Annotated in this window: 22 protein-coding genes; 5 read left to right on the top strand and 17 right to left on the bottom strand. The window is 43.1% G+C overall.

What is annotated here, in order from left to right; translation table 11 throughout:
* Positions 1-32: 32 nt before the first annotated feature.
* The 3 genes from F4W09_RS14305 (at position 33) to F4W09_RS14295 (ending at position 2,912) form a co-directional block, all read left to right on the top strand.
* On the top strand, positions 33-1,376 hold the full coding sequence (locus F4W09_RS14305) for a thioredoxin domain-containing protein (RefSeq protein WP_151505148.1): 1,344 nt from the start codon (positions 33-35) through the stop codon (positions 1,374-1,376).
* Positions 1,357-1,644, top strand: a complete 288-nt coding sequence (locus tag F4W09_RS14300) for a chorismate mutase (RefSeq protein ID WP_151505147.1) — start codon at positions 1,357-1,359, stop codon at positions 1,642-1,644. The genes F4W09_RS14305 and F4W09_RS14300 overlap by 20 nt, the downstream gene beginning before the upstream one ends.
* Before the next feature lie 119 nt (positions 1,645-1,763).
* The gene (locus F4W09_RS14295) at positions 1,764-2,912 is read left to right on the top strand and encodes an acetyltransferase domain-containing protein (RefSeq protein ID WP_151505146.1); all 1,149 of its coding nucleotides are present in this window, start codon (positions 1,764-1,766) and stop codon (positions 2,910-2,912) included.
* Between the two features lie 64 nt (positions 2,913-2,976).
* On the opposite strand, the gene F4W09_RS14290 is transcribed toward F4W09_RS14295, so the two are convergent.
* From F4W09_RS14290 to ribF, 4 genes are all read right to left on the bottom strand, one after another.
* A complete protein-coding gene (locus tag F4W09_RS14290; RefSeq protein WP_151505145.1) occupies positions 2,977-3,459 on the bottom strand; it encodes an FKBP-type peptidyl-prolyl cis-trans isomerase in 483 nt (160 codons plus the stop codon).
* Positions 3,452-3,994: a signal peptidase II gene (gene lspA / locus F4W09_RS14285; protein ID WP_044739776.1), complete on the bottom strand. Its 543-nt coding sequence runs from the start codon at positions 3,992-3,994 to the stop codon at positions 3,452-3,454. Before lspA ends, F4W09_RS14290 begins: the two co-directional genes overlap by 8 nt.
* Entirely contained in the window at positions 3,987-6,833 is a 2,847-nt protein-coding gene (gene ileS, locus F4W09_RS14280; protein ID WP_151505144.1) for an isoleucine--tRNA ligase, read from the bottom strand. Before ileS ends, lspA begins: the two co-directional genes overlap by 8 nt.
* Before the next feature lie 64 nt (positions 6,834-6,897).
* A complete protein-coding gene (gene ribF / locus F4W09_RS14275; protein ID WP_151505143.1) occupies positions 6,898-7,899 on the bottom strand; it encodes a bifunctional riboflavin kinase/FAD synthetase in 1,002 nt (333 codons plus the stop codon).
* Between the two features lie 209 nt (positions 7,900-8,108).
* Here ribF and F4W09_RS14270 point away from each other — a divergent pair, with 209 nt between their 5' ends.
* Together F4W09_RS14270 and F4W09_RS14265 are read left to right on the top strand one after the other, a co-directional pair.
* The gene (locus F4W09_RS14270) at positions 8,109-9,239 is read left to right on the top strand and encodes a TDT family transporter (RefSeq protein WP_151505142.1); all 1,131 of its coding nucleotides are present in this window, start codon (positions 8,109-8,111) and stop codon (positions 9,237-9,239) included.
* A gap of 109 nt (positions 9,240-9,348) precedes the next feature.
* Positions 9,349-9,918, top strand: coding sequence for a phosphorylase family protein (locus F4W09_RS14265; protein WP_151505141.1), 570 nt, complete (start codon positions 9,349-9,351; stop codon positions 9,916-9,918).
* A gap of 53 nt (positions 9,919-9,971) precedes the next feature.
* On the opposite strand, the gene F4W09_RS14260 is transcribed toward F4W09_RS14265, so the two are convergent.
* The 13 genes from F4W09_RS14260 to ubiG form a co-directional block, all read right to left on the bottom strand.
* Complete coding sequence (locus tag F4W09_RS14260) at positions 9,972-10,595, bottom strand: TetR/AcrR family transcriptional regulator (protein ID WP_151505140.1); 624 nt, start codon at positions 10,593-10,595, stop codon at positions 9,972-9,974.
* A gap of 298 nt (positions 10,596-10,893) precedes the next feature.
* A complete protein-coding gene (locus tag F4W09_RS14255) occupies positions 10,894-11,700 on the bottom strand; it encodes an ABC transporter ATP-binding protein (RefSeq protein ID WP_044739770.1) in 807 nt (268 codons plus the stop codon).
* A 10-nt stretch (positions 11,701-11,710) separates the two neighbouring features.
* Positions 11,711-12,526, bottom strand: coding sequence for an aliphatic sulfonate ABC transporter permease SsuC (gene ssuC, locus F4W09_RS14250; RefSeq protein ID WP_151505139.1), 816 nt, complete (start codon positions 12,524-12,526; stop codon positions 11,711-11,713).
* Positions 12,526-13,701, bottom strand: a complete 1,176-nt coding sequence (gene ssuD / locus F4W09_RS14245) for an FMNH2-dependent alkanesulfonate monooxygenase (protein ID WP_016165704.1) — start codon at positions 13,699-13,701, stop codon at positions 12,526-12,528. Before ssuD ends, ssuC begins: the two co-directional genes overlap by 1 nt.
* A gap of 27 nt (positions 13,702-13,728) precedes the next feature.
* Positions 13,729-14,724 (bottom strand): aliphatic sulfonate ABC transporter substrate-binding protein, encoded by a 996-nt coding sequence (locus tag F4W09_RS14240; RefSeq protein ID WP_151505138.1) that lies wholly within the window; start codon positions 14,722-14,724, stop codon positions 13,729-13,731.
* Between the two features lie 18 nt (positions 14,725-14,742).
* Positions 14,743-15,708, bottom strand: coding sequence for a sulfonate ABC transporter substrate-binding protein (locus F4W09_RS14235; protein WP_151505137.1), 966 nt, complete (start codon positions 15,706-15,708; stop codon positions 14,743-14,745).
* A 441-nt stretch (positions 15,709-16,149) separates the two neighbouring features.
* Positions 16,150-17,502: an amino-acid N-acetyltransferase gene (argA, locus tag F4W09_RS14230; protein WP_151505136.1), complete on the bottom strand. Its 1,353-nt coding sequence runs from the start codon at positions 17,500-17,502 to the stop codon at positions 16,150-16,152.
* A 134-nt stretch (positions 17,503-17,636) separates the two neighbouring features.
* A complete protein-coding gene (locus F4W09_RS14225) occupies positions 17,637-17,996 on the bottom strand; it encodes an RcnB family protein (protein ID WP_151505135.1) in 360 nt (119 codons plus the stop codon).
* Between the two features lie 249 nt (positions 17,997-18,245).
* Positions 18,246-18,641 carry an RcnB family protein gene (locus F4W09_RS14220; protein ID WP_016165699.1) on the bottom strand — a complete coding sequence of 132 codons (396 nt, stop codon included), beginning with the start codon at positions 18,639-18,641 and terminating at the stop codon, positions 18,246-18,248.
* Between the two features lie 242 nt (positions 18,642-18,883).
* Positions 18,884-19,039 carry a hypothetical protein gene (locus F4W09_RS17160; protein ID WP_171492441.1) on the bottom strand — a complete coding sequence of 52 codons (156 nt, stop codon included), beginning with the start codon at positions 19,037-19,039 and terminating at the stop codon, positions 18,884-18,886.
* A gap of 175 nt (positions 19,040-19,214) precedes the next feature.
* Positions 19,215-19,961, bottom strand: a complete 747-nt coding sequence (locus F4W09_RS14215; protein WP_016165697.1) for a YciK family oxidoreductase — start codon at positions 19,959-19,961, stop codon at positions 19,215-19,217.
* Positions 19,962-19,994: 33 nt separating this feature from the next.
* On the bottom strand, positions 19,995-20,684 hold the full coding sequence (locus F4W09_RS14210) for an HAD family hydrolase (protein WP_044739763.1): 690 nt from the start codon (positions 20,682-20,684) through the stop codon (positions 19,995-19,997).
* Positions 20,681-21,397, bottom strand: a complete 717-nt coding sequence (gene ubiG / locus F4W09_RS14205) for a bifunctional 2-polyprenyl-6-hydroxyphenol methylase/3-demethylubiquinol 3-O-methyltransferase UbiG (RefSeq protein WP_016165695.1) — start codon at positions 21,395-21,397, stop codon at positions 20,681-20,683. Before ubiG ends, F4W09_RS14210 begins: the two co-directional genes overlap by 4 nt.
* Between the last annotated feature and the right edge of the window lie 102 nt (positions 21,398-21,499).

Raw genomic sequence — 21,499 nt, 5'->3', positions numbered from 1 at the left:
ATCACTCGCTCTTTTTACATTAGAGGCAACTCATGTCACTGTTACGCCGTTGGTTTGATCCGATCCGATCGAGATGGTTTTATCAAAAACCAACTCGTCAAGAGGTATTGCCTACGGAGCATGGGCTCAATATTCATTTGCGTTTAGACGATGTTTATAGCTATTTGGCTGTGCAGCAGTTGCCACAATTAGAAGAAATTTTAAGTGATGAACTTAAACCCCTCAAAGTCATTATTTCCAGTCAAGCTCCCGAGCCACCGAATCACATGTCGGCGCAAGAATGGCAACACTATTGCTTGAACGATGCACAGATTTTATCGAAACAGCACCGATTCAGTTTCCACGAAACCCCTGAACAGCCGTCACAAGAAGCCTTGGCGCAGGCGGAAACTATTTTAAGAAATACTCCGCTACAAGGTCAGGATTTTCTCTATTTACTCGAAGATGTGTTTCATATGCTGTGGCAGAAGCAGTATGGCAAGTTGCGCACGTTATATGCCATGGCGAGTAAACATCATCAAGAACAGCACTTTCCAGAGCGGGTATTTAATGATGATGCCGTCCTTGCCAGTTATTTTGAATTTTCAGACCGTAAATATCATGCAGTAGATGATCTGCTGCGTCTAACCCGCCGTTTAAAGCAACAAAAATTACTGACAGGCAATCCGATTTTTCTCATCAATCATATTGAATGGCGCGAGCATTCAATTAGTGATGCAGAAGAACTGAATGAAATTCAAGCACTTGATCCAGAGTTAGATTTATATATTGCGTTAGAAGATCCGATTTCATGGTTGTTATTGGCCTATATTAAAGAGGAATTGGCAGATTATTATAATATTCAGTTGACCGTGTACCCACTCAGTTATCATGGGCGAGACTGGTTTGACTGGAGCTTGGCAACCCGTTTATCTAAACGGACAGAAGTGGCATTTACCCCATTTTGTCGTCCGACCAAAGAAGCTACTTATGCGATGGCACAGCTGTATTATCGTGTGCCTGAAGAGCAGCGGATTGCAGCCATGCACCGTATTTTGCAAGCGGTATGGACCCAAGGCAAAGATTTGTCCTTTAAGGCACATTATCAAGAATTGCAACGAGAATTGGGGCTGGAGTTACAGGAAGTAAAGCAAGAGGATATTCAAGCCAAGTTGAAAGAAAACGATGTCCTGTGTGAAATGAAGTCACAACCTGATTTTCCTGTGCTCGAATTACGTATCGATGGGCAAAGTTATACCTTTAATAGCTTATATCGGGTCTGGATGATTGAAAGTATTTTCAGTAATGTGTTAGAAGAAAAATATAAAATTGAAAATGAAGCGGATTCCTCCAGCTTAACACCAGAAGATAAAACTAATGCAGAAAGAGAAATGTGATTCGCTCGAGCAAGTTCGAGATAAAATTGATCTGATTGATCAGCACCTGATTGAATTAATTACTACCCGACAGTTTTATGTCGATCAGGCGGTGCGTTTTAAGCGCACTGAACATGAAGTGCAATCGCCAGAGCGGGTTGAACAGGTGATTGCTAAAGTTCGTAAACAGGCGGCACAACAGGGCACTGATCCAGACTTAATTGAACAGATTTATCGGGAAATGATTCAGCATTTTATTCGCCGTGAACTCAAAGAAATTCGCCCTTAAATCATTTTTTATTTAATTTTTCTTAAAAAATTAGGCGTGCTAAATAGTGCGCTTGGGTTTCTTTTGGGCTTAAAATTGAATAGTATGTGTAATATTATAACATATCTATTTATTTCTTCATGTCTGCACTTTCTCAACGCCTACAGGCGATTGATGCACTGCGAGGTCTAGTCATTCTAATTATGATGGTCGACCACGTGCGTGAAACCTTTTATTTACACCATCAAGTTCCCGATCCAATGCGTATTGAGGAAACGGAAGCCAGTTTGTTCTTTAGCCGAATTTTGGCGCATTTGTGTGCTCCTGTTTTTGTGGTTTTGACGGGATTATCGGCATATTTATATCAAGCGAAACACAACAGCTTGAGTATGACGCGAGAATTTTTGCTTAAACGTGGTTTATTTTTAGTGATACTTGAATTGTTGGTGATCAATTTTGCATGGACAGGACAGTTCCCACCGCACGTGATTTATCTGCAAGTGATTTGGGCAATTGGGATCAGCATGATTGTTTTAGCGCTGTTGATTGGATTGCCACAGAGAATTTTGTGGTTGATTGCTGTATTGATTATTTTTGGGCATAACCTATTGGATCAGGTTTCTTTGCAACAAATGCCAATTTTACAGCCGATTTGGTTGATTTTACATGAGCGTGGTTGGATTGAATGGGGGGAATTCCTCAAACTTCGTACTTCTTATCCTGTACTGCCTTGGATTGGGGTAATTTTGCTGGGTTATTCTATTGGGGCAACTATTTTTCAAGCGCAGATAACACCACAACGAAGAACGACATATTTATGGACATTTGGCTGTAGCAGCGTTGTTGGATTTCTAATCCTCAGAATATTGAATGTATATGGTGATAGTGCATGGTTACAGATGTCGACGCCACTGCAAACTTTAATGAGTTTTTTTAACCTGACCAAGTATCCGCCGTCCTTATTGTTTATTTTATGGAATGTTGGCTTGGGGTTGTTACTGCTTGTGGCGTTGGAAAAAGTGCAACAGCAGGCATGGGCACGTCCCTTAATTATTTATGGCTCAGTACCGATGTTCTTTTATATTGTGCATTTATTTGTTTTAAAACTACTGTATGTGGTTGCTGTGGCGCTTTGGGGACAGAATCATGGTGACTACTTTGGGGTAAATCAGGTCTCCACCCTTTGGTGGATTGCGATTATTCTGTGCATCGTGCTTTATCCATTGATGCGGTGGTTTTCTAAATTTAAGCATCAAAATAATCAGATACCATTTTTAAAATATCTATAGTTTTTGAAATTACATAAAAAACCCTTCACAGATGAAGGGTTTTTTATATTGTAAAAGTAGGCTTTTACATGAATTTAACGCCTTGTTGGCCCGCAGGAGTCACTTTGAAGATTTCCACTTCAAACGTAATATTTTTACCCGCCAATGGATGATTAAAATCCACTTCGGTAACGTCATCACCCACGGTTTTCACCACGCCATACAGGCTTTGTTTGGCTTTGTCTTCAAATTCGATCATGTGGCCTTCAATAGGACGCTGTTCAAATTTCACCGTGTCAAACTTTTGGACATTTTCAGGGTTCCATGGCCCAAACGCATCTTCTGGTGGAAGGCTGACGGTACGACGGTCACCTGCACGTAGACCAAACAAGGCTTTTTCAAAGCCTGGGAGTAAACTGCCATCGCCCATCACCAAGCTGACCGGTTCAGCACGGCTACGGGTGTTGTCAATTTCTACACCATTTTCAATGGCAACGGAAAAATGAAGATCAACCTTCGAACCTTGTTCAATACGGGTTTCTTCATTTGGATTAATAATTTCATTCATGGTGTTGCGCATCCGCACGTTGAATTCGATGTTTTTCTAAGAAAAACGTATCTATAAGCAGCAAAATGGTACCCAAAGTAATGGCACTGTCGGCAAGGTTAAAGGCAGGGAAGTGGCTATTGTTGTAATAGACATGAATAAAATCGACCACGTAACCTAAGGTCACGCGATCAATTAAATTCCCTACAGCACCGCCTAAAATCAGCGCAATTGCCATGGGTAAAATCGTGACGTGCTTTGGCATACGCATTAACCAAAACACAAAAATCACTGAAACCAAGGCTGCAAGTGAGGTAAAGAAATAACGTTGCCAGCCGCCTGCATCGGACAAGAAACTAAAGGCTGCGCCATAGTTATGTAACAAAGTCCAATTTAAAAAAGGCAGTACAGGTACCGGATCTGCATAGTTCAAGTGTGTAGACGCAATCCATTTCGTCCATTGATCTAACACAATCGCCAAAATGGATAACCCCACCCACAGCAAATTGTGTGGGTAGAATTGAAACAGGCCCGCTTTCTGTTGTGGATTAGGCATATTTTCTCTCTTCGCCTTGACCAGTAGGGAGGTTAATAATACAACGTGCACACAGACCTGGATGTTCGTGATGTGTATTCACATCAGGAAGAACATGCCAACAACGCGCACATTTTTCACCTTCCGCAGCTGAGACTTTCACGCGTAAACCATCTAGATCGGCTTCTTGACCTTGAGTTGCATCAAAGACGTGAACTTGTACTTGAGATGTGATCAGTACGAAGCGAAGTTCATCGCCTAGGCGATCTAGTACCGCTTTCAAGCCTTCATTTGCCCATAATTCAACTTTGGCAGAGAGATTAGAACCTACCAGTTTTTCGTTTCGTGCAACTTCAATATGCTTGTTCACCGCAGATTTTACGGTAATCAAGGTTTGCCAATCTGCTTCTGACAATAAGTTTGCAGTCGACGCCACAGGAATATCGTACCATTCCGCGGTGAATACATATTTCTCAGTTTGTTCTGGAATCAGTGGCCATGCTTCTTGTGCAGTAAAGCTCAAGATTGGTGACATCCAACGAACAAAAGCTTGCACCAAGTGATACAGCGCAGTTTGTGCCGAATGACGCGCTTGCGAGTCTGCTTTGGTGGTGTACTGACGGTCTTTGATGATGTCGAGGTAGAAACCACCCAAGTCGTTAATACAGAAGTTAGTCAAGGCATTGGTGACGATATGGAAGTTCATATCTTCATAGGCTTGTTGAATGGTTTTCTGTACATCCGCTGCACGTTGCAAGATGTATTGATCCAGTGCAATCAATTGATCGACAGGCAGGGCATCCGTCGATGGTTTGAAACCATTCAAGTTCGCCAATAAGAAACGCAGTGTGTTACGAATACGACGGTAACCGTCTGATGCACGGTTAAAGATTTCTTTACCTGCGGTCATTTCATAACGGTAATCGGCTGATGCAATCCAGAAACGTAAACCATCTGCACCCATATCTTTAATGATGTCTTGTGGGGTGATGATGTTGCCCAAAGACTTCGACATCTTACGACCTTTCTCATCCACCACGAAACCGTGGGTCAACAAGCCTTTGTACGGCGCACGTTGATTGATGGCAATAGAAGTCAACAATGAAGACTGGAACCAACCACGGTGCTGGTCTGAACCTTCAAGATACAAATCTGCTGGATCGGTCAGTTCTTCACGCTCACGCAGGACGGCATAGTGCGTTGTGCCTGAGTCGAACCACACGTCTAAGGTGTCACGTACGCAGTTATACTGTTCTGCTTCATCACCGATAAAGTCTTTGGCGTCACGGTTATACCATGCGTCAATGCCTTCTTGTTCGATCAGTAAAGCCACTTCTTCGATTAATTCTGCTGTACGCGGGTGTAACTCATTAGTATCTTTATGTACGAAGAATGGGATTGGCACACCCCACGTACGCTGACGTGAGATACACCAGTCTGGACGACCTTCGATCATGGCTTGAATACGGTTTTTACCCCAATCAGGCACAAAGCTAATCTCGTTTTCAATGGCGTTCAATGCACCTTGGCGTAAACCTTTGGCATCCATGCTGATAAACCATTGTGGTGTCGCACGGAAGATAATTGGGGTTTTGTGGCGCCAGCAGTGTGGGTAGCTATGCTTGATTGGCTTATGCGCCCACAGCTTGCCTGCCTCGCCTAAAGTGGCAATGATTTGTGGGTTGGCTTTGTAAATATGCTCGCCTGCAAAAATTGGAGAAGTTGGTAAGTAGATACCATTTCCGCCAACAGGATTGTCAACTTTTAAGTTATAGAGTAAGCCAACTTTATAGTCGTCCACACCATGACCTGGGGCAGTATGCACCGCACCCGTACCGCTGTCTGCGGTCACGTGTTCACCTAAAATTACAGGGACTTGGCGCTCTGCGATCAGTGGGTGTTGCAGGCGGACATGCTCAAGTTTATTGCCTGTGAACTCGGCCAAGACTTCAACGCTGTTAAAACCATAACGTTCAGTGGCAGATTCAACTAAGTTTTTCGCCAAGATAAAATTTTGCGGCTCTTTTTCTTCACCACGTGCTTTAACCAGTTGATATTCAAGTTCAGCATGTAAAGCAACGGCTTGGTTGGCAGGTAAAGTCCAAGGTGTCGTAGTCCAGATCACGATGTCTGTGCGGTCAGCAACTTCTACGCCTAGACGTGCAGAAAGGTCTGCCAAATCAACGACAGTAAAACCTACGTCAATGGCATCTGATTTTTTATCTTCATATTCAACTTCAGCTTCAGCCAAAGCCGAACCACAATCTAAACACCAGTTCACAGGTTTAAGACCAGGTTCGATGTGACCTGCTTTGGCAATTGCACCCACTGAACGTACGATGTCTGCTTCTTGTTTGAAGTTCATGGTCAAGTAAGGATTGTCCCAATCCCCAAATACACCCATACGCACAAAGTCTTTTTTCTGTAATTCGACTTGGGTGTAAGCATATTCGCGACACGCTTTACGGAAGGTTGAAGCATCGACTTTTACGCCGACCTTACCAACTTTTTCTTCCACTTTTAGTTCAATCGGTAGACCGTGACAGTCCCAACCTGGTACGTAAGGAGCATCAAAACCATCCATGACTCGGCTTTTAATAATAATGTCTTTTAAGACTTTATTGACCGCATGACCTAAATGGATTTGACCATTGGCATATGGAGGGCCGTCATGCAAGACATACTTTTTCTTGCCAATACGCGACGCACGAATCTGCTGATAAATGTTGTCGGCATACCACTCTTCTAACCATTTTGCTTCACGTACTGCAAGGTTTGCTTTCATTGCAAATTCAGTACCTGGGAGGTTGAGTGTGGCTTTATAATCCACTGCATTTTCAGGAGTTTGCTTATCGCTCATGCAAGATATCTTCCAATTTTATCAGGGTTTAGACTGACGCGTTTTACATAAAATTTTTCGGTGTTTAAAAGGGAAAAGTTGGGTTGTTATGGCGAAACTCAAGTAGTTTCTCCACATCATCATCAATTCCCGCTTTCAGTGCTTCCAGCGAAGGGTAGTTCTTTTCACCATGTAAGTAGTTCAAGAAAGTTACCCGCATTAACAAGCCATACAGATTAGCAGAAACATTAGGGAAATGTACTTCTAATCGCCATTCTGGATGCTCTTGTTTGATGGCAGGTCGGGTGCCGACATGCCCCGCACCAAACAAAGCCGTTTCCTGATAACCCAGAACTCCTTTTTGTTCAGGATTCTCTTGCACAACTTTGTCTTGTAAAGCAGTGGTTTCACAAATCACATCGACGCCATATATGCCGTTTAAACAGGGTTTATGACGGTTGAGGCGCACATTAATCGTTGGAAAATCGAGGGTTCGTCCAATTTGGTCGCCATATTGCACACGACCTGTGATGCTATAAGGCCGTCCTAATAACTGTGCCGCGAGTGCTAAATTACCTTCTGCAAGGGTTTGACGAATACGGGTTGAACTGACACGTTCGCCTTCAAGTGCAATGGTTTGTAAATTATGGACATCAAAACCGTAATTTTTCAGGAATTCACTATTGCCTTGACGGTTTTTGCCAAAGTGAAAGTCATCGCCCAAGATTAGGCTTTGTGCATTCAGTTGGTCTTTTAAAATACTGGCAAATGCTTCTGCGCTTAAGCTACGGAAGGTATTGTCGAACTTGGCAACGGCAATATAGTCCACGCCCAATTCAGTTAAATATTCCACTTTTTCACGGAGTGAGCTAATGCGTGGCGGTGCCTCATAACCTTGAAAAAATTCTAAAGGCTGTGGCTCAAAAATCATGACTAAAGATTTGAGTTGTTGTTGTGCAGCAACCTGTTTCAGTTGCTGAATCATCGCTTGATGTCCTAAATGGACGCCGTCAAAATTACCAATGGTCACAGCAGTTAGAGGTAATTGAAAGTCTGGCGCTAAAGCATTCAGGCGGAGCAGCTTCATGGGCTAATCAATAAATGAAAAATAATCAGGCTTATATATTGCCATATTCTTGAGCATTCGTCTTGTTGTTGTGTTTTTACCCAGAAAAATTTATTGATCTATGATCCTTATATCATAAAAACTGATTGTTAAAATGAATAATAATCAATTTTATTTATTTATAGTGTGTTGTAATATCAATATAACTTCTTAATTTGGGTTGACGCCGTATGAACAAGCCCTTTCATCAGTTGCCACAATGGCATGATGTGATCCGTCAGTTCACACCGAACTGGTTTACCGTCTGCATGGGTACCGGTATTTTGTCGATTGTATTGGCAGAATTTAGTGTCTTTCATCCTGTGTTTTGGCAATTCGGTGCAGGGTTGTGGTGGTTGAATGGGCTGCTTTTTACTTTGTTTAGCAGTTTATATGCTTTGCGTTGGTTGCTGTACCCGCAGGAAGCCAAACAGATTTTTGCCCATCCCAGTATGAGTTTATTTTTAGGTACCATTCCAATGGCATTAGCGACACTGATTAATGGTGCCTTGAAATATGGGGTAGTGCTGTATGGTACAGCCATAATTGGTATTGCAGAGTGGTTGTGGTATCTCGACGTATTGATGGCCGCGATAGTGGCGTTTGTGGTGCCATTTTGTATGTTCAGTTGTCAGCGCCATCAATTACAACAGATGACCGCAGTTTGGTTACTTCCGATAGTTGCCTGTGAGGTAGCAGCAGCTTCGGGCGCAGTGTTGTTACAGCATTTGCCAGTAACTCCTCATGCCGTGGGTATTCTATTTGGCAGCTATATTTTGTGGGGCATTTCAGTTTTTCCTGCCATGCTGATTTTGGGCATTTTATTTTTACGATTGGCCCTGCACCAATTGCCAAGTCAGGAATTGGCCATGACAGGCTGGTTGGCGGTCGGACCGATTGGCACAGGCGCATTGGCATTATTACTTTTGGGTGAGCAGGCTACACGCTTACTGCATGCAACACATTTCATTGGACTGGGTGAGTTTCTCCATCAGGCAGGGTTTTTGAGCAGTTTGTTGCTACTTGGTTTTGGAGTGTGGTGGTTAGGAATAGCGATCATGATTACCCTGAAACATGCAGGTTCACATTTGATTTTTAATTTAGGCTGGTGGGGCATGACTTTCCCATTGGGCGTATTCAGTTTGGCAACGTTACAGCTTGCCCAACAATTGCAGCTTCATTGGTTACTGAATATAGGCTATGGCTTGGCAATCTTGTTGATGCTGTTATGGGGATTGGTTATGAGCAAAACTGTGGCTGGGTTTTATGCAGGACGACTTTTCTTTTCACCGTGTTTAAACCTCTATCTGCAACAAAAATAAAGTTGCACAGCACGGGCTAAAAAACTCATTGAGAGATAGAGGATGACAGAATTTGCACACAGTGTGGTTTTGATTTTTAATAGCACCGTTCTGATTTTGAGTAGATGCGATGAAATCCTCTTTGGCGCTGATTATGGCTTTACCAAATGAATCGAAAGGTTTATTTGAACAAGCTCAGATTGATGTGCATTACAGTGGCATTGGCAAGGTCAATGCAGCGTTTAAAGCTTTTGAGGTGATTCAGGCGACAGGCTGTAAAACTTTATTAAACCTTGGTAGTGCAGGCAGTTCGCACTTTGACCGTCATGCCTTGGTTGAAGTGACCAGCTTCGTACAGCGTGATATGGATGTATCTCCGCTCGGCTTTGAAGTCGGGGTGACGCCGATGGATCACGATCATCCTGGGGCAATTGACCTAGAACCTTTTTTTTCCCATTTACCGAAAGGTGTATGTGGTACAGGGGATAGTTTTGAAGTGGGGCAGCCAAAAGTCCCATGTAATTTGGTCGACATGGAAGGCTATGCGATGGCTAAAGTGTGTAAAAAACTGGGGGTGCGTTTAATTTCGGTAAAATATATCACCGATGGTGCAGACGACAGTGCACATCTCGACTGGGAAGAAAATTTAATGCTTGGGGCGAAAAAGTTATTGTCTTTATATCAGTCTATTACGACTTAATTGGCTCGGCGACCATAGATGGCTATGGTCGTATGCCAAAATCAATATAGGGCTTAGTGGTGTTGCTCACGCGGTAGAATACCGTATAGCATCATATGGACGGTATGTTGAATCACGCGTTGTTGCATACTGCGGTTGCGTAAAGTTTTACCAGTCACCATTTCCATTTGAGTCGCAAAGTCGGCATAGTTTTGGGTCACTGCCCAGATATTGAGAATGAGCAATTCAGGATCAATATCTGCTGAAATTTTCCCTTGTTCTTGCCACATGCTAATGACCTTAGCTTTGCGTTTGACCAGTTTTTTTAGTGGACCTTTTAAGATCTCTAAAATATGCGGTGCACCTTGGATAATTTCTAAGGCAAATAAACGTGATGCTTTTGGCTGAGTGCGCGACAGTTCAATTTTCTGCATTAAATAATTGGTAATTGCTTCCGTCGGTTCAAGCTCTGCTTCTAGTATTTGCAGTGGCGCTAACCATTTTTGTAAAACGGTCGTCAGCACTTCCACATACAGTGCTTCTTTATTTTCATAATAGTAAAAAATGTTCGACTTATGCATTTCTGCAAGTTGAGCAATTTCATCTAAACTAGCCCCGTTAAATCCATATAAGGAAAAAACATCAAGTGCGGCATTCAGCAATTGATGGCGCTTTTGAGTACTCTTTTTTTGTTCCATTCGTAGCTTTAAAAAATTCAGGGAAGGTCAAATTGTACGGCAAATCATCAGATTTGTGCATCAACAAATCAGGTAATTTGATGAAATCGCGTATTTTACGGATAAAAAAACACTGCTCGATTTCATATTCATTCCATTAAAAAAAACAAAAGGATAACTAAAGACCAAAATGCATCAATTTGGATCATTTTTTATTTTAAATGTGACAGTTTGATGACAGTTCGGCGCATGCCTTCGATCGCATCAACTTCGAGTTTTTACGCCAAGCTTGGGGTTAAGCTTGGCGTAAAAATATCATTTAAGTGGCGAGAACGGCATTCAAGACTTGCTGTTCAAGTTCAGCGAAATGTAGATTTTTTTCACGTGGGCGGGGTAAGTTAACCTGAAATTGACGGGCAATATGGCCTTTGTCGAGTAGAATAATACGGTCGGCCAGTTGTACGGCCTCACTAACGTCATGGGTCACTAAAACGGCAGTAAAACCCTGTTCTCGCCATAGCTTTTCAATTAGATTCTGCATTTCTAATCGAGTTAAGGCATCGAGAGCACCAAGCGGTTCATCTAATAACAATACACGGGGTTGATGAGAGAGCGCGCGTGCGAGTGCGGTACGTTGGCGCTGGCCGCCTGAAAGTTGCGCAGGCCAAAGAGGCGCCTTTTCTTTTAAACCCACTTTTTCTAATAAGGCAGTGGCTTGGGCATGTGCGTCTTTATGGAGACCAAGCTGTACATTCTGTTCAATACTACGCCAAGGCAGCAGACGTGGGTCCTGAAACATGACCCGAATATCGTCACTGGTAATGCCTTCACGCAAATGGCGTGCCGATTTAAATTTAATTTCGCCGTAACTCGGTTGTTCTAAGTCAGCAATCAGTCTTAATAAGGTACTTTTGCCACAACCACTCCGTCCAACAATGGCAAGAAACTCTCCAGGTTGAATATGGAGATCTAAATCTTCAAGAACTTTGACATCACCATAAAACTTATAGAGTTGTTCAATCAGAATTTCTGCGCCAATTACGGCATTTGGTTGGATATCTGACTGTGGTGATGGTGGGTGTTGAATCTGTTCAGCAACATGCTGACCAATACTGAGATCTGTCATCTTCGGCTCCTTATTTTTGATAGCCTGGGTGCCAGCGCAATAAGTATTTTTCTAAACTGACTGCTAGCACATCTGCCAGTTTACCTAATAGGGCATAGAGTAAGATGCCGACCAGAACCACATCAGTCTGTAAAAATTCACGTGCATTCATGGTCATATAGCCAATGCCTGCTTGGGCAGAAATGGTTTCCGCGACAATGAGTAAGACCCAAACTAAGCCAAGAGCAAAACGTAAGCCGACTAAAATGGAGGGCATCGCCCCAGGTAAAATAATATTTTTATACAGTTCCCATCGGCTGAGACCGTAGCTTTTTCCCATTTCAATCAGTTGGGGATCGACCGAACGAATGCCGTGGTAGGTGTTGATATAAATTGGGAAAAATACCCCAACCGCCACCAAAAACAGTTTTGCAGTTTCATCAATGCCAAACCAGAGAATCACCAATGGAATCAAGGCGAGGGCAGGGATATTGCGGATCATCTGCAAGGTGGTATCGAGTAGGGTTGAGGCTGTTTTGGATGAGCCGTTGAGTAAGCCCAACAACAACCCTAAGCCACCACCGATAGCCAGCCCTAATAAGGCACGTCCTGCGCTGACTTTGACATGATGCCAAAGCTCACCACTGATGAGTAAATGCCAGAATGCACTGACCACTGCTGTAGGTGCAGGTAAAATGCGACTCTGTAGCAGACCTGTACTGGATGCAATTTGCCAGATCAGAATCAGTAAAAAAGGGAACAACCAAGGCAGCAAACGCTGCCCAAAGTTTGTTCCACGTGAAACTTTCCGTTTTGGGAAAGTTTCAGCCGTAGTTATTTTGGACATTAGGCAGGCTCCTTAATTGGACGTGAAACCGTGGTCTGATTCGGCACATAATTATTGGCGACAATTTCTCCAAAAGGTCCAGTCAGATTTGGTTGCGACAATTTTTTGCGCGTTTCAAGTGGCAAGAGTGGGAAAACCAATTCAGCAAAACGAATAGATTCTTCCAAGTGCGGATAGCCAGAAAAAATAAAGGTGCTGATGCCCAAATCTGCATATTCCTGAATTCGATCTGCCACAGTTTGTGGGTCACCTACCAAAGCTGTACCTGCTCCGCCACGTACCAGTCCAACCCCTGCCCATAAGTTTGGTGATACTTCAAGTTTGCTACGATCACCATTATGCAGTTCAGCCATACGACGCTGTCCCACAGAGTCCATTTGCTTAAACTTTTGTTGTGCCGCAGCAATGGTCGCATCATCGACATATTGAATCAGCTCATCGGCCGCTTTCCAGGCTTCTTCGTTGGTTTCACGCACAATCACATGCAGACGAATACCGTAGTTAAGTTGGCGTCCTTTTGCTGCGGCTTTCGCGCGGACATTTTCAAGTTTTTCTTTGACTGCTGCGGGTGGTTCACCCCAAGTTAAATAGGTATCAACCTGTTCGGTTGCTAGTTCAACCGCTGCTTCTGAAGAACCACCAAACCATAAAGGTGGGTAGGGCTGTTGCACTGGCGGGTAAAGTAGTTTGGCATCATCAACTTTTAAGTGTTCTCCATGAAAACTGAAAGATTCGCCTGTATGTGAACGGGTTAGAATCTCACGCCAGATTTTGGTGTATTCACTGGCAGTTTCATAACGGGTGGCATGGTCTTCATAAATGCCATCACCTTTAAGCTCTTGTTCGTCACCACCCGTCACCAGATTTAACAAGACACGTCCATTGGATAAACGGTCAAACGTGGCAGCCATACGCGCAGCTAATGCAGGTGTAGTCACTCCTGGGCGTAATGCCACTAGAAACTTCAGATTTTTGGTTGCATCAATCAAACTGGCAGCCGTAATCCATGGATCTTCACATGAACGTCCCGTTGGGATCAGCACACCTTCATAGCCTAAATTGTCCACTGCAACTGCAATTTGCTTCATATAAGCATGATCGACTTGGCGTGCGCCTTTGCTGGTTCCTAAATAACGACTGTCACCATGGGTGGGAATAAACCAGAAAATTTTCATTATCAATATCCTTACAATTTCTACAGATTAGTGGGTTTTAGGTGCTGCCCAAACGGTGGTTTGAACTTGAATGTTTTTCGGAATCAATTGAACCTGTTGGAACAGATCTGCGATTTGTTGCTGCGCTTGTACCACTTCAGGGGTTAGGGTCTGAATTGGCGATGGTTTCAGGCGTTTATCAATTACACGTTGGGCAATTGAAGTCTGTAAACCTGTACTTTGGGTATAGACGGTTAAGGCTTGCGGCTGATTTTTTAATACCCATTGATCGGCCTGATTCAAGCCATGTAAAAACTGTGCAGTCGCTTGAGGATGTGCCGCGATGAATTTTGGGTTACCAATATAAAAGGAGTAGGTTTTTGGGAAAGCGGTCCCATCAATCAGCACTTTGGCATGTGCATCTTGCTCCGCCGCACTGAGGTAGGGTTCCCAAATGGACCAAGCATCAATCGACTGTTTGTCAAAGGCAGCACGTGCATCGGCAGGGGGTAACCAAATCGGTTGAATATCTTGCCAACTTAAGCCAGCTTTTTGCAAAACTTTGGCGAGTAACTCATGCGCACTTGAACCTTTCTGTACCGCAATGCGTTTGCCTTTTAGCTCTTGAATGGACTGTATACTGCTACTTTGGGGAATCAGTAATGCCTGAGAGTTGGCAGGTACTAGCTCATAACCGACATAACTTAAGTCTTTACCTGCTGCTTGAGCAAAAATGGGAGGAGTATTGCCTACGGCACCAAAATCAACAGCGCCTACAGCTAGAGCTTCTAACATTTGTGGACCCGCAGGGAACTCTTTCCATTCAATTTTGGCGTGAGGAAATTCCTGTTCAAACAACTTTTGCTGACGTGCTACCAACAAATTTAGGGAAGATTTTTGGTAGCCAATAGAAAGTGTATCTACCGATTCAGCTTTATTTTGGGTGGCAGCTTGGGTCTGACTCGATTCAGATTTTTGGCAAGCACTCAGCGCAAGGCTCAGTGCAGTAATGCCAACGAAAGTTATTGTTTTAAGGGCGTTCATTTTTGCTATTCCTCATTATTATGGTGTCGCTTTTAAGAGCGCAGTTTGAATGTCAATTTTGTTTGGAATCAGCTTTTGTTGATAAAAAGCGTCTGCGACAAATTGCTGTTGTTTTGCCACTTCTTCAGAAATAGGTTGAACTCCAAATCCCATGCGAGAAATCGAACGGTTTAAGACTTCGACGGGCAAACCAGTCGGTTGTTGTAACAACTGAGCAGCCTGTTGCTGATGCTGTGATACCCAAGTGGTGGTCTGATTTAATTCATTGACCACTGTTTTTAAAATGTCAGGATGTTGTTGTGCAAATTTGCGATCTGCTAAGTAAAACTGATGGTTGTTGACTAGATTTTTACCCGTTGCGAGTACACGTGCCCCAAGCTGTTGCTCGGCTGCGGCAAAGAACGGGTCCCAAATGACCCATGCATCGACTGCACCGCGTTCAAAGGCGGCACGAGCATCCGCAGGTGGAAGGTATACCACTTCAATATCAGAGAGTTTGAGCTGGTTGGCTTCAAGGACTTTTAATAGTAAATAATGTACGTTTGAGCCTTTGTTCAGCACTACACGCTTACCTTTCAAATCTTGAATGGTTTTTATGTTCGAGCTTTTCGGCACAATTAGGGCTTCAGCTTGTGGTGCGGGTGGTTGATTGGCGAGGTAAACTAAATTCGAATTGGCAGCTTGGGCAAAAATAGGTGGTGCTTCACCTGCTTCCCCCAACGCTACACTACCCACATTTAGCCCTTCCAGTAATTGTGGACCTGCTGGAAATTCGACCCATTTCACCTGTACGCCTTGTGCTGCCAAAGCTTGCTCTAAAGTGCCACGTGCTTTCACAATCGGTAAGATGCCGTACTTTTGAAAACCAATATTTAAAGTCGTGGTTTCAACTTTTTTCGGGGTACAGCCTGCCATGAGCATGCTACCTGCCACAACAGTCAAAAGAATCCATGGACGTGTTGAAGTAAAATATGGCTTGCTCATGTTCGATGTGCTCCGCAATGAATAAATGCTGATATAAGGTTGAGCAGATACGCTATAGCGCTTTCTTTTGCGAAAAAAATAAAAAAACAGGGATTGATCATGAAAAAAAAAGATAAATAAAAAAATGCAAAACTTAGCGTTAAATCTGATTTAGAGGAAAAATAGAATATCAATTTGTATTTATTTAATTTATTGAAAATATTAGATTTATTTTGTAATTAATGTATTTGTATAAGTTTATGCTGTAGTGGAATATAGCTTTCAGCCTGAATTAGCACACCAGACGATATACATTGCATAAATGCTGCTAAGGCGATGGCACATGAATAGGTGAATGCTCGGATGCAAAGATCAATCTTAGATAGACTTTACCTCGCCTTTTGTGAGCTGGGTAAAGTCATTGTGATTCAGGTGAAATGTTCTTGAAATGGGTAAAGCGACTTAAATTCGCTTTTTAAACACTAAAGAATTGCGCTGATAGTTGTACAACGCCTGACGTGCATTGGGTAAATCATCGACATTGGCGGTTTCAAAGCCATGCTCTAAAAACCAGTGCGCTGTTCGTGTGGTCAGGACGAACAACTGTTGTATGCCCATACTGCGGGCTTTGCCTTCCAAATAGTGCAGAATTTGGCTACCACGATTTGATTTTCGGTAGCTTGGGTGCACAGCTACGCAGGCAATTTCAGCACTACGTAATTCGTGTTCTTGAGCAGGGATTGGATACAGGGCTGCACAGGCCAGAATCATGCCATCACGTTCAATCACTGCAAATTGTTCAATTTCCGTTTCCAGTCGTTCCCGTGAACGGTAAACCAGAATTCCTTCTTCTTCGAGTGGTCGCAGCAAATTGATCAGTCCACCGACATCTTGAATATTCGCCATGCGCACATCTTCATAATGTGCATCTGTGACCATTGTGCCTGAACCATCACGGGTAAACAGTTCTTCAAGTAAAGCCCCGTCATAGGTATAAGAAATCAGATGCACGCGATGCACGCCTTTGAGTGAGGCGTTTTGTGCACTGCGGAGTTGCTGTGCCAGTTCAGGATTATGGTCTTGAGATTGTGAAATGTATTGATCTAGACCTTGCGGGGTAATTTCGCGTTGTAAATGGCCTTGGGCATTGAGCAGACCATGTTGTTTGCCAAGGAAAATCAATTTATCTGCTTTGAGGCTAATGGCAGTTTTGGTCGCAACTTCTTCGGCAGGTAAGTTAAAGACTTCGCCCGTTGTGGAATATCCCACTGGGCCGAGCATCACAATATTGTGTTGTTGCAGATGTTTTTGAATGGCATCGGTGTCGACACTGCGGACTTCTCCTGTCAGTTGAAAATCAATGCCATCGCGGATGCCATAGGGTTTAGCAGTTATAAAATTACCTGAAACGACATCAATGCGCGCACCATACATGGGTGAATTGGCCAAACCCATAGACAATAACGCTTCAATTTGTAGGCGAACCGAACCTACGGCATTCATCACACAGCCCAGAGATTCTCGGGTGGTGATGCGACGGTGTTGATGAAATGGTGTACTGAGCCCACTGCTTTTTAAATTCTGATTAATTTGTTGACGCGCGCCATGTACCAGAATTAGTCGAATACCCAATGAATTGAGCAAGGCAATATCGTGAATGATATGTTGGAAGTTTTCATGCTGAACCGCTTCACCATCAAACATAATGACAAAGGTTTTGTTACGGTGTGCGTTGATGTAGGGTGCAGAATGTCGAAACCAGTGCACATATTGTAAGGTTGTGCTTTGTGAAACATCGTTCGAATTCGCTTGCATGCCTATCTCAAAAAAGCCGATCAATAGTAGATTCTAATCAAAAAAATGACAGGCGAACAATCTTAGATAAAAAAACACCTTAACTTTGGTTAAGGTGTCGACAGAGGGGAAGGAATTTATATGGACTCTAAGTATTAGTTCAAAATACGAATAATGCGGTTGTTGCGTTTGTTCACCAGCACGTAATCGCCATTAATTTTGTACCATTGTTGATAACGGGCAGGTTTGTGTAAGCGTTTTGCATCACGATAATCCACGGCATAACGTGAAGAATCATAACCACGAGGTAGCGTTTGACCTACGCGCCAATCGCGGCTTGGATTAATACGTTGATAGCGCTGATCTTGCCAACGACCATCTTCTTTGTGCCAATCATGATGTTGTTCTGCGTAGCGGCGCTCATCGTAACGATGTTCATAAGCTGGAGCAGCAATCGCAGATGCGGTCACCGCAGTACCCAAGGTAAAAATTACAGCAGAAACTAATTTATTCATGATGTACCTCAATGTCTGTTTATGTCTTTCGATGAGATTAAAGTAACGAACAACAGCAGAGAAACAATGAGAGCACTATTGTGCAAATGTGAATTTAATGAAGAAAAAAAGAAGATTGTAAACAGCATCTAAGCGTTTAAGCACAAGCCTTTCAGCACAGTGAATCGAAGCGTTTTAAAAATACAGCTATAAAAAAACCAGTCTAACGTGATGTAAGACTGGCGAAAATAGAACCGTTAAGTTGAGTATTTAATCATTCACGATCCGTAAAATATCATTACTGCCCGAATCGATTAAAATATAGTCATTGTTGATTTTGTACCATTGTTGATTACGTGCGGGCTTAGGGAGACTATGGTCTTTATAATCAACTTTATAGCCGTTACCACGATAATGCTGTGGCATGACATAACCCGTTTGCCATTGATGCTGCTGTAAACGTTTTACCCCACGTTCTTCACGCATGCGGCGTTTATCTTGCATGCGTTCATCATCTTGATCAAAATCACGAAAGTCGCGCCCTTTACCTTGATTACTACGTGGATGGTCATCGCCACGATGATCAAAGTGGGGTGCAGCAGAACTCAGGCTGCTTGCCATCAATGCACTGAAAGAAATGGTCAATATCGCCATCGTCTTTTTCATGTTGACCCCTCGTTATAGATGTATTCATTTCACAGTTCTTAATGTACGAAAAAAATGCAGAGAAACTGTGAAGGAATTGGATTAATTCTTTAAAAAAACAGATAAATTAAGAATATTATCCATGAAATCATCTATTTTGGAAATCGTTCTGCGTGGGCAATTTTATCCGCACTGTCGATTTACAGGGGAAATATCTCAGCCAATTTTCAGTAGACGTATCTTTCTACCAGATTGTTCACTCTCTAATTCCACTGTTCAGCCCAGTGCTGTAAACAATCAACTGCTTCAATGATGCTCGGTGCTTGTTGGGCATCTTCCAAAGCATGTATGAACGTTTCAGGTAGTTGCAGGGATTGGATTGAACGGATCAATTTAGCTTTGTGTTTTAAATCGGTCATGAAAATTATCTCCTAGATCAGTGGTTGAGCATTTCGATAGAGTTTAGGAGGAATGTTTTGATTTATAAAACCGAATATATTTATTAAATTGATAAAATAAAACGATTATTGAGCTATAAAAAAATCCTTTGCCGAAAGCAAAGGATTTTTAGTTTAGGCTTAAACGGTCAAGAGATTAATCTTGAGCATCAATGCTTTGCCCACTAAGGTGCAGACTATCATCGCCCATCAAATATAAGTATGCTGGCATAATCGATTCTGGCGTTGCCAAAGTTTTTGGGTCTTCATCTGGATAGGCTTTGGCGCGCATCGCTGTACGTGTTGCACCAGGGTTAATACAATTAAAGCGGACATTGGGATGCTGATTTTCTTTGGCAAACAATTGACTTACCGCTTCAATCGCGACTTTAGACACCGAATAAGCTCCCCATTTTTCTCGAACCTGACGTCCAACTCCAGAACTTGCAAATACGACAGATGCATGCTCAGATCTTTGCAGCAGAGGTAACAGTTCTTGGGTCAAAATGAAGGGTGCACGCAGGTTAACAGCCATGACATCATCCCATACATCAATCGGATAATGTTCAAGCTCGGTACGTTCACCTAAAATGCCTGCATTGTGCAAAATGCCATCCAGACGACCAAACTGTTTTTCTAAAGTGTCGTACAATAATTCATAATCGCGCGGTGAAGCACTAGACAATTGCAGCGGCAAAATTGCAGGTTGTGGCGCACCCAAACTTTCAATTTCATCATAAATGACTTCCAGTTTGTTTAAGGTACGACCATGCAAGACTACAGTTGCTCCGTGTAAGGCATAACTGAGTGCAGCCGCACGACCAATGCCATCACCAGCCCCAGTAATTAAAATGATGCGATCTTTAAGTAGATCAGGGCGAGGCTGATATTCAGAATATTTCATGGTCACCTCCTTCTTATTTTTACTTCATCAAGTTTATGTATTTATAGCACTGTTGAGCGTGAGTTTTTGTTGAATCACATGTTGTAATTCGGTCACAGTATTCACAATACAATTCGCCTGCCATGCCGCGAGGTCATCTTTGTGCGCCAATGGTAAATAACCATACGCCGCCAAGATGGTATACATCTGAGCGTTGCGACCTGCATCGATATCACGCGGATGATCACCGACATAAATACATTGTTCTGCAGGCAGTTGCAATTGTTGTGCTGCGAGATACATCGGTTCAGGATCAGGCTTAGTTTTACTGACATCTTCAGGACAAACCAATACTGCACAACGTTCGGTCAGATTCAGCGCAGTCAGTAAAGACTCGCTGAGTCCGCGGGGCTTGTTGGTGACAATCCCCCAAGGAATATTCTGCTGTTCCAATTGTTCCAATAAGGGATACATGCCTGCGAACAGGTCGGTGTCTACTGCAATCTCAGCGCCGTACAAGTCTAGAAAGCGTTGACGGTGTGCCAGAAAAATAGGGTCATCGACTTCAAGTTCTGGATAGACCAGTTTGACCATCGCCCGAGCACCTTCAGACACTTGAGTACGAATCAGTTCGGCCTCAACTATTGCACGACCTTCTTCACGGCACATGTCTTGAATAATGCGAATAAAGTCCGCAGCGGTATCAATTAAGGTACCATCTAAATCGAACAGAACGGCTTTCATTCTGCACCTGCTTTTACAGTGTAGACCATGTAGTTCACATCGACATTCGGCGCCAACCAGTAGCGTTTCGTCAGCGGATTATAATGTAATCCTGTCATGTCTTTCAGGTTAAGTCCTGCTTGACGAATATCATGCGCCAATTCCGATGGCTTAATAAATTTATGATAATCATGTGTGCCTTTGGCCAACATTCTTAAAATATATTCTGCACCAATAATCGCGAATAAATAGGCCTTAGGATTACGGTTAATGGTCGAGAAAAAGACATGCCCACCAGGCTTTACTAGTGTTTGGCAGGCTTGAATAATGGAAGCAGGGTCTGGCACGTGTTCCAGCATTTCCATACAGGTCACCACGTCGTATTGACCTGCTTGTTCTTTGGCTAATTCTTCAACTGGAATTTGGCGATATTCGATATTTTGTACGCCTTCTTGTTCTGCATGAATTCGTGCGACATTGAGTGGTGCTACACCCATATCAATGCCCAGCACATTTGCACCACGGCGTGCCATGCTTTCTGCCAAGATGCCGCCACCACAGCCAACATCAAGCACTTTTTTCCCCGCAAGACCATTGGCATGCTCATCAATCCAATTGAGGCGTAGCGGGTTAATTTGATGGAGTGGTCGGAATTCAGAATGCTGATCCCACCATATAGCAGCGAAGGCTTCAAATTTGGCAATTTCTTGCGGATCAACATTTAATTGCGACATTTGCGCCACCTCAATCAAGTTGTTTTGGTATAAAGATCAATATGGCTAGTGTAGCGTTAATTCTAAAAAAAGCGATAAAAGCAGTAAAAAAGTTCACAGAAG

This window comes from Acinetobacter tandoii (assembly GCF_008867985.1).
In the GTDB taxonomy this organism is placed as follows: Bacteria; Pseudomonadota; Gammaproteobacteria; order Pseudomonadales; family Moraxellaceae; genus Acinetobacter; species Acinetobacter tandoii.
Note: the sequence above shows the minus strand (reverse complement) of the source record. Positions and strands in the feature narration are given on the sequence as shown.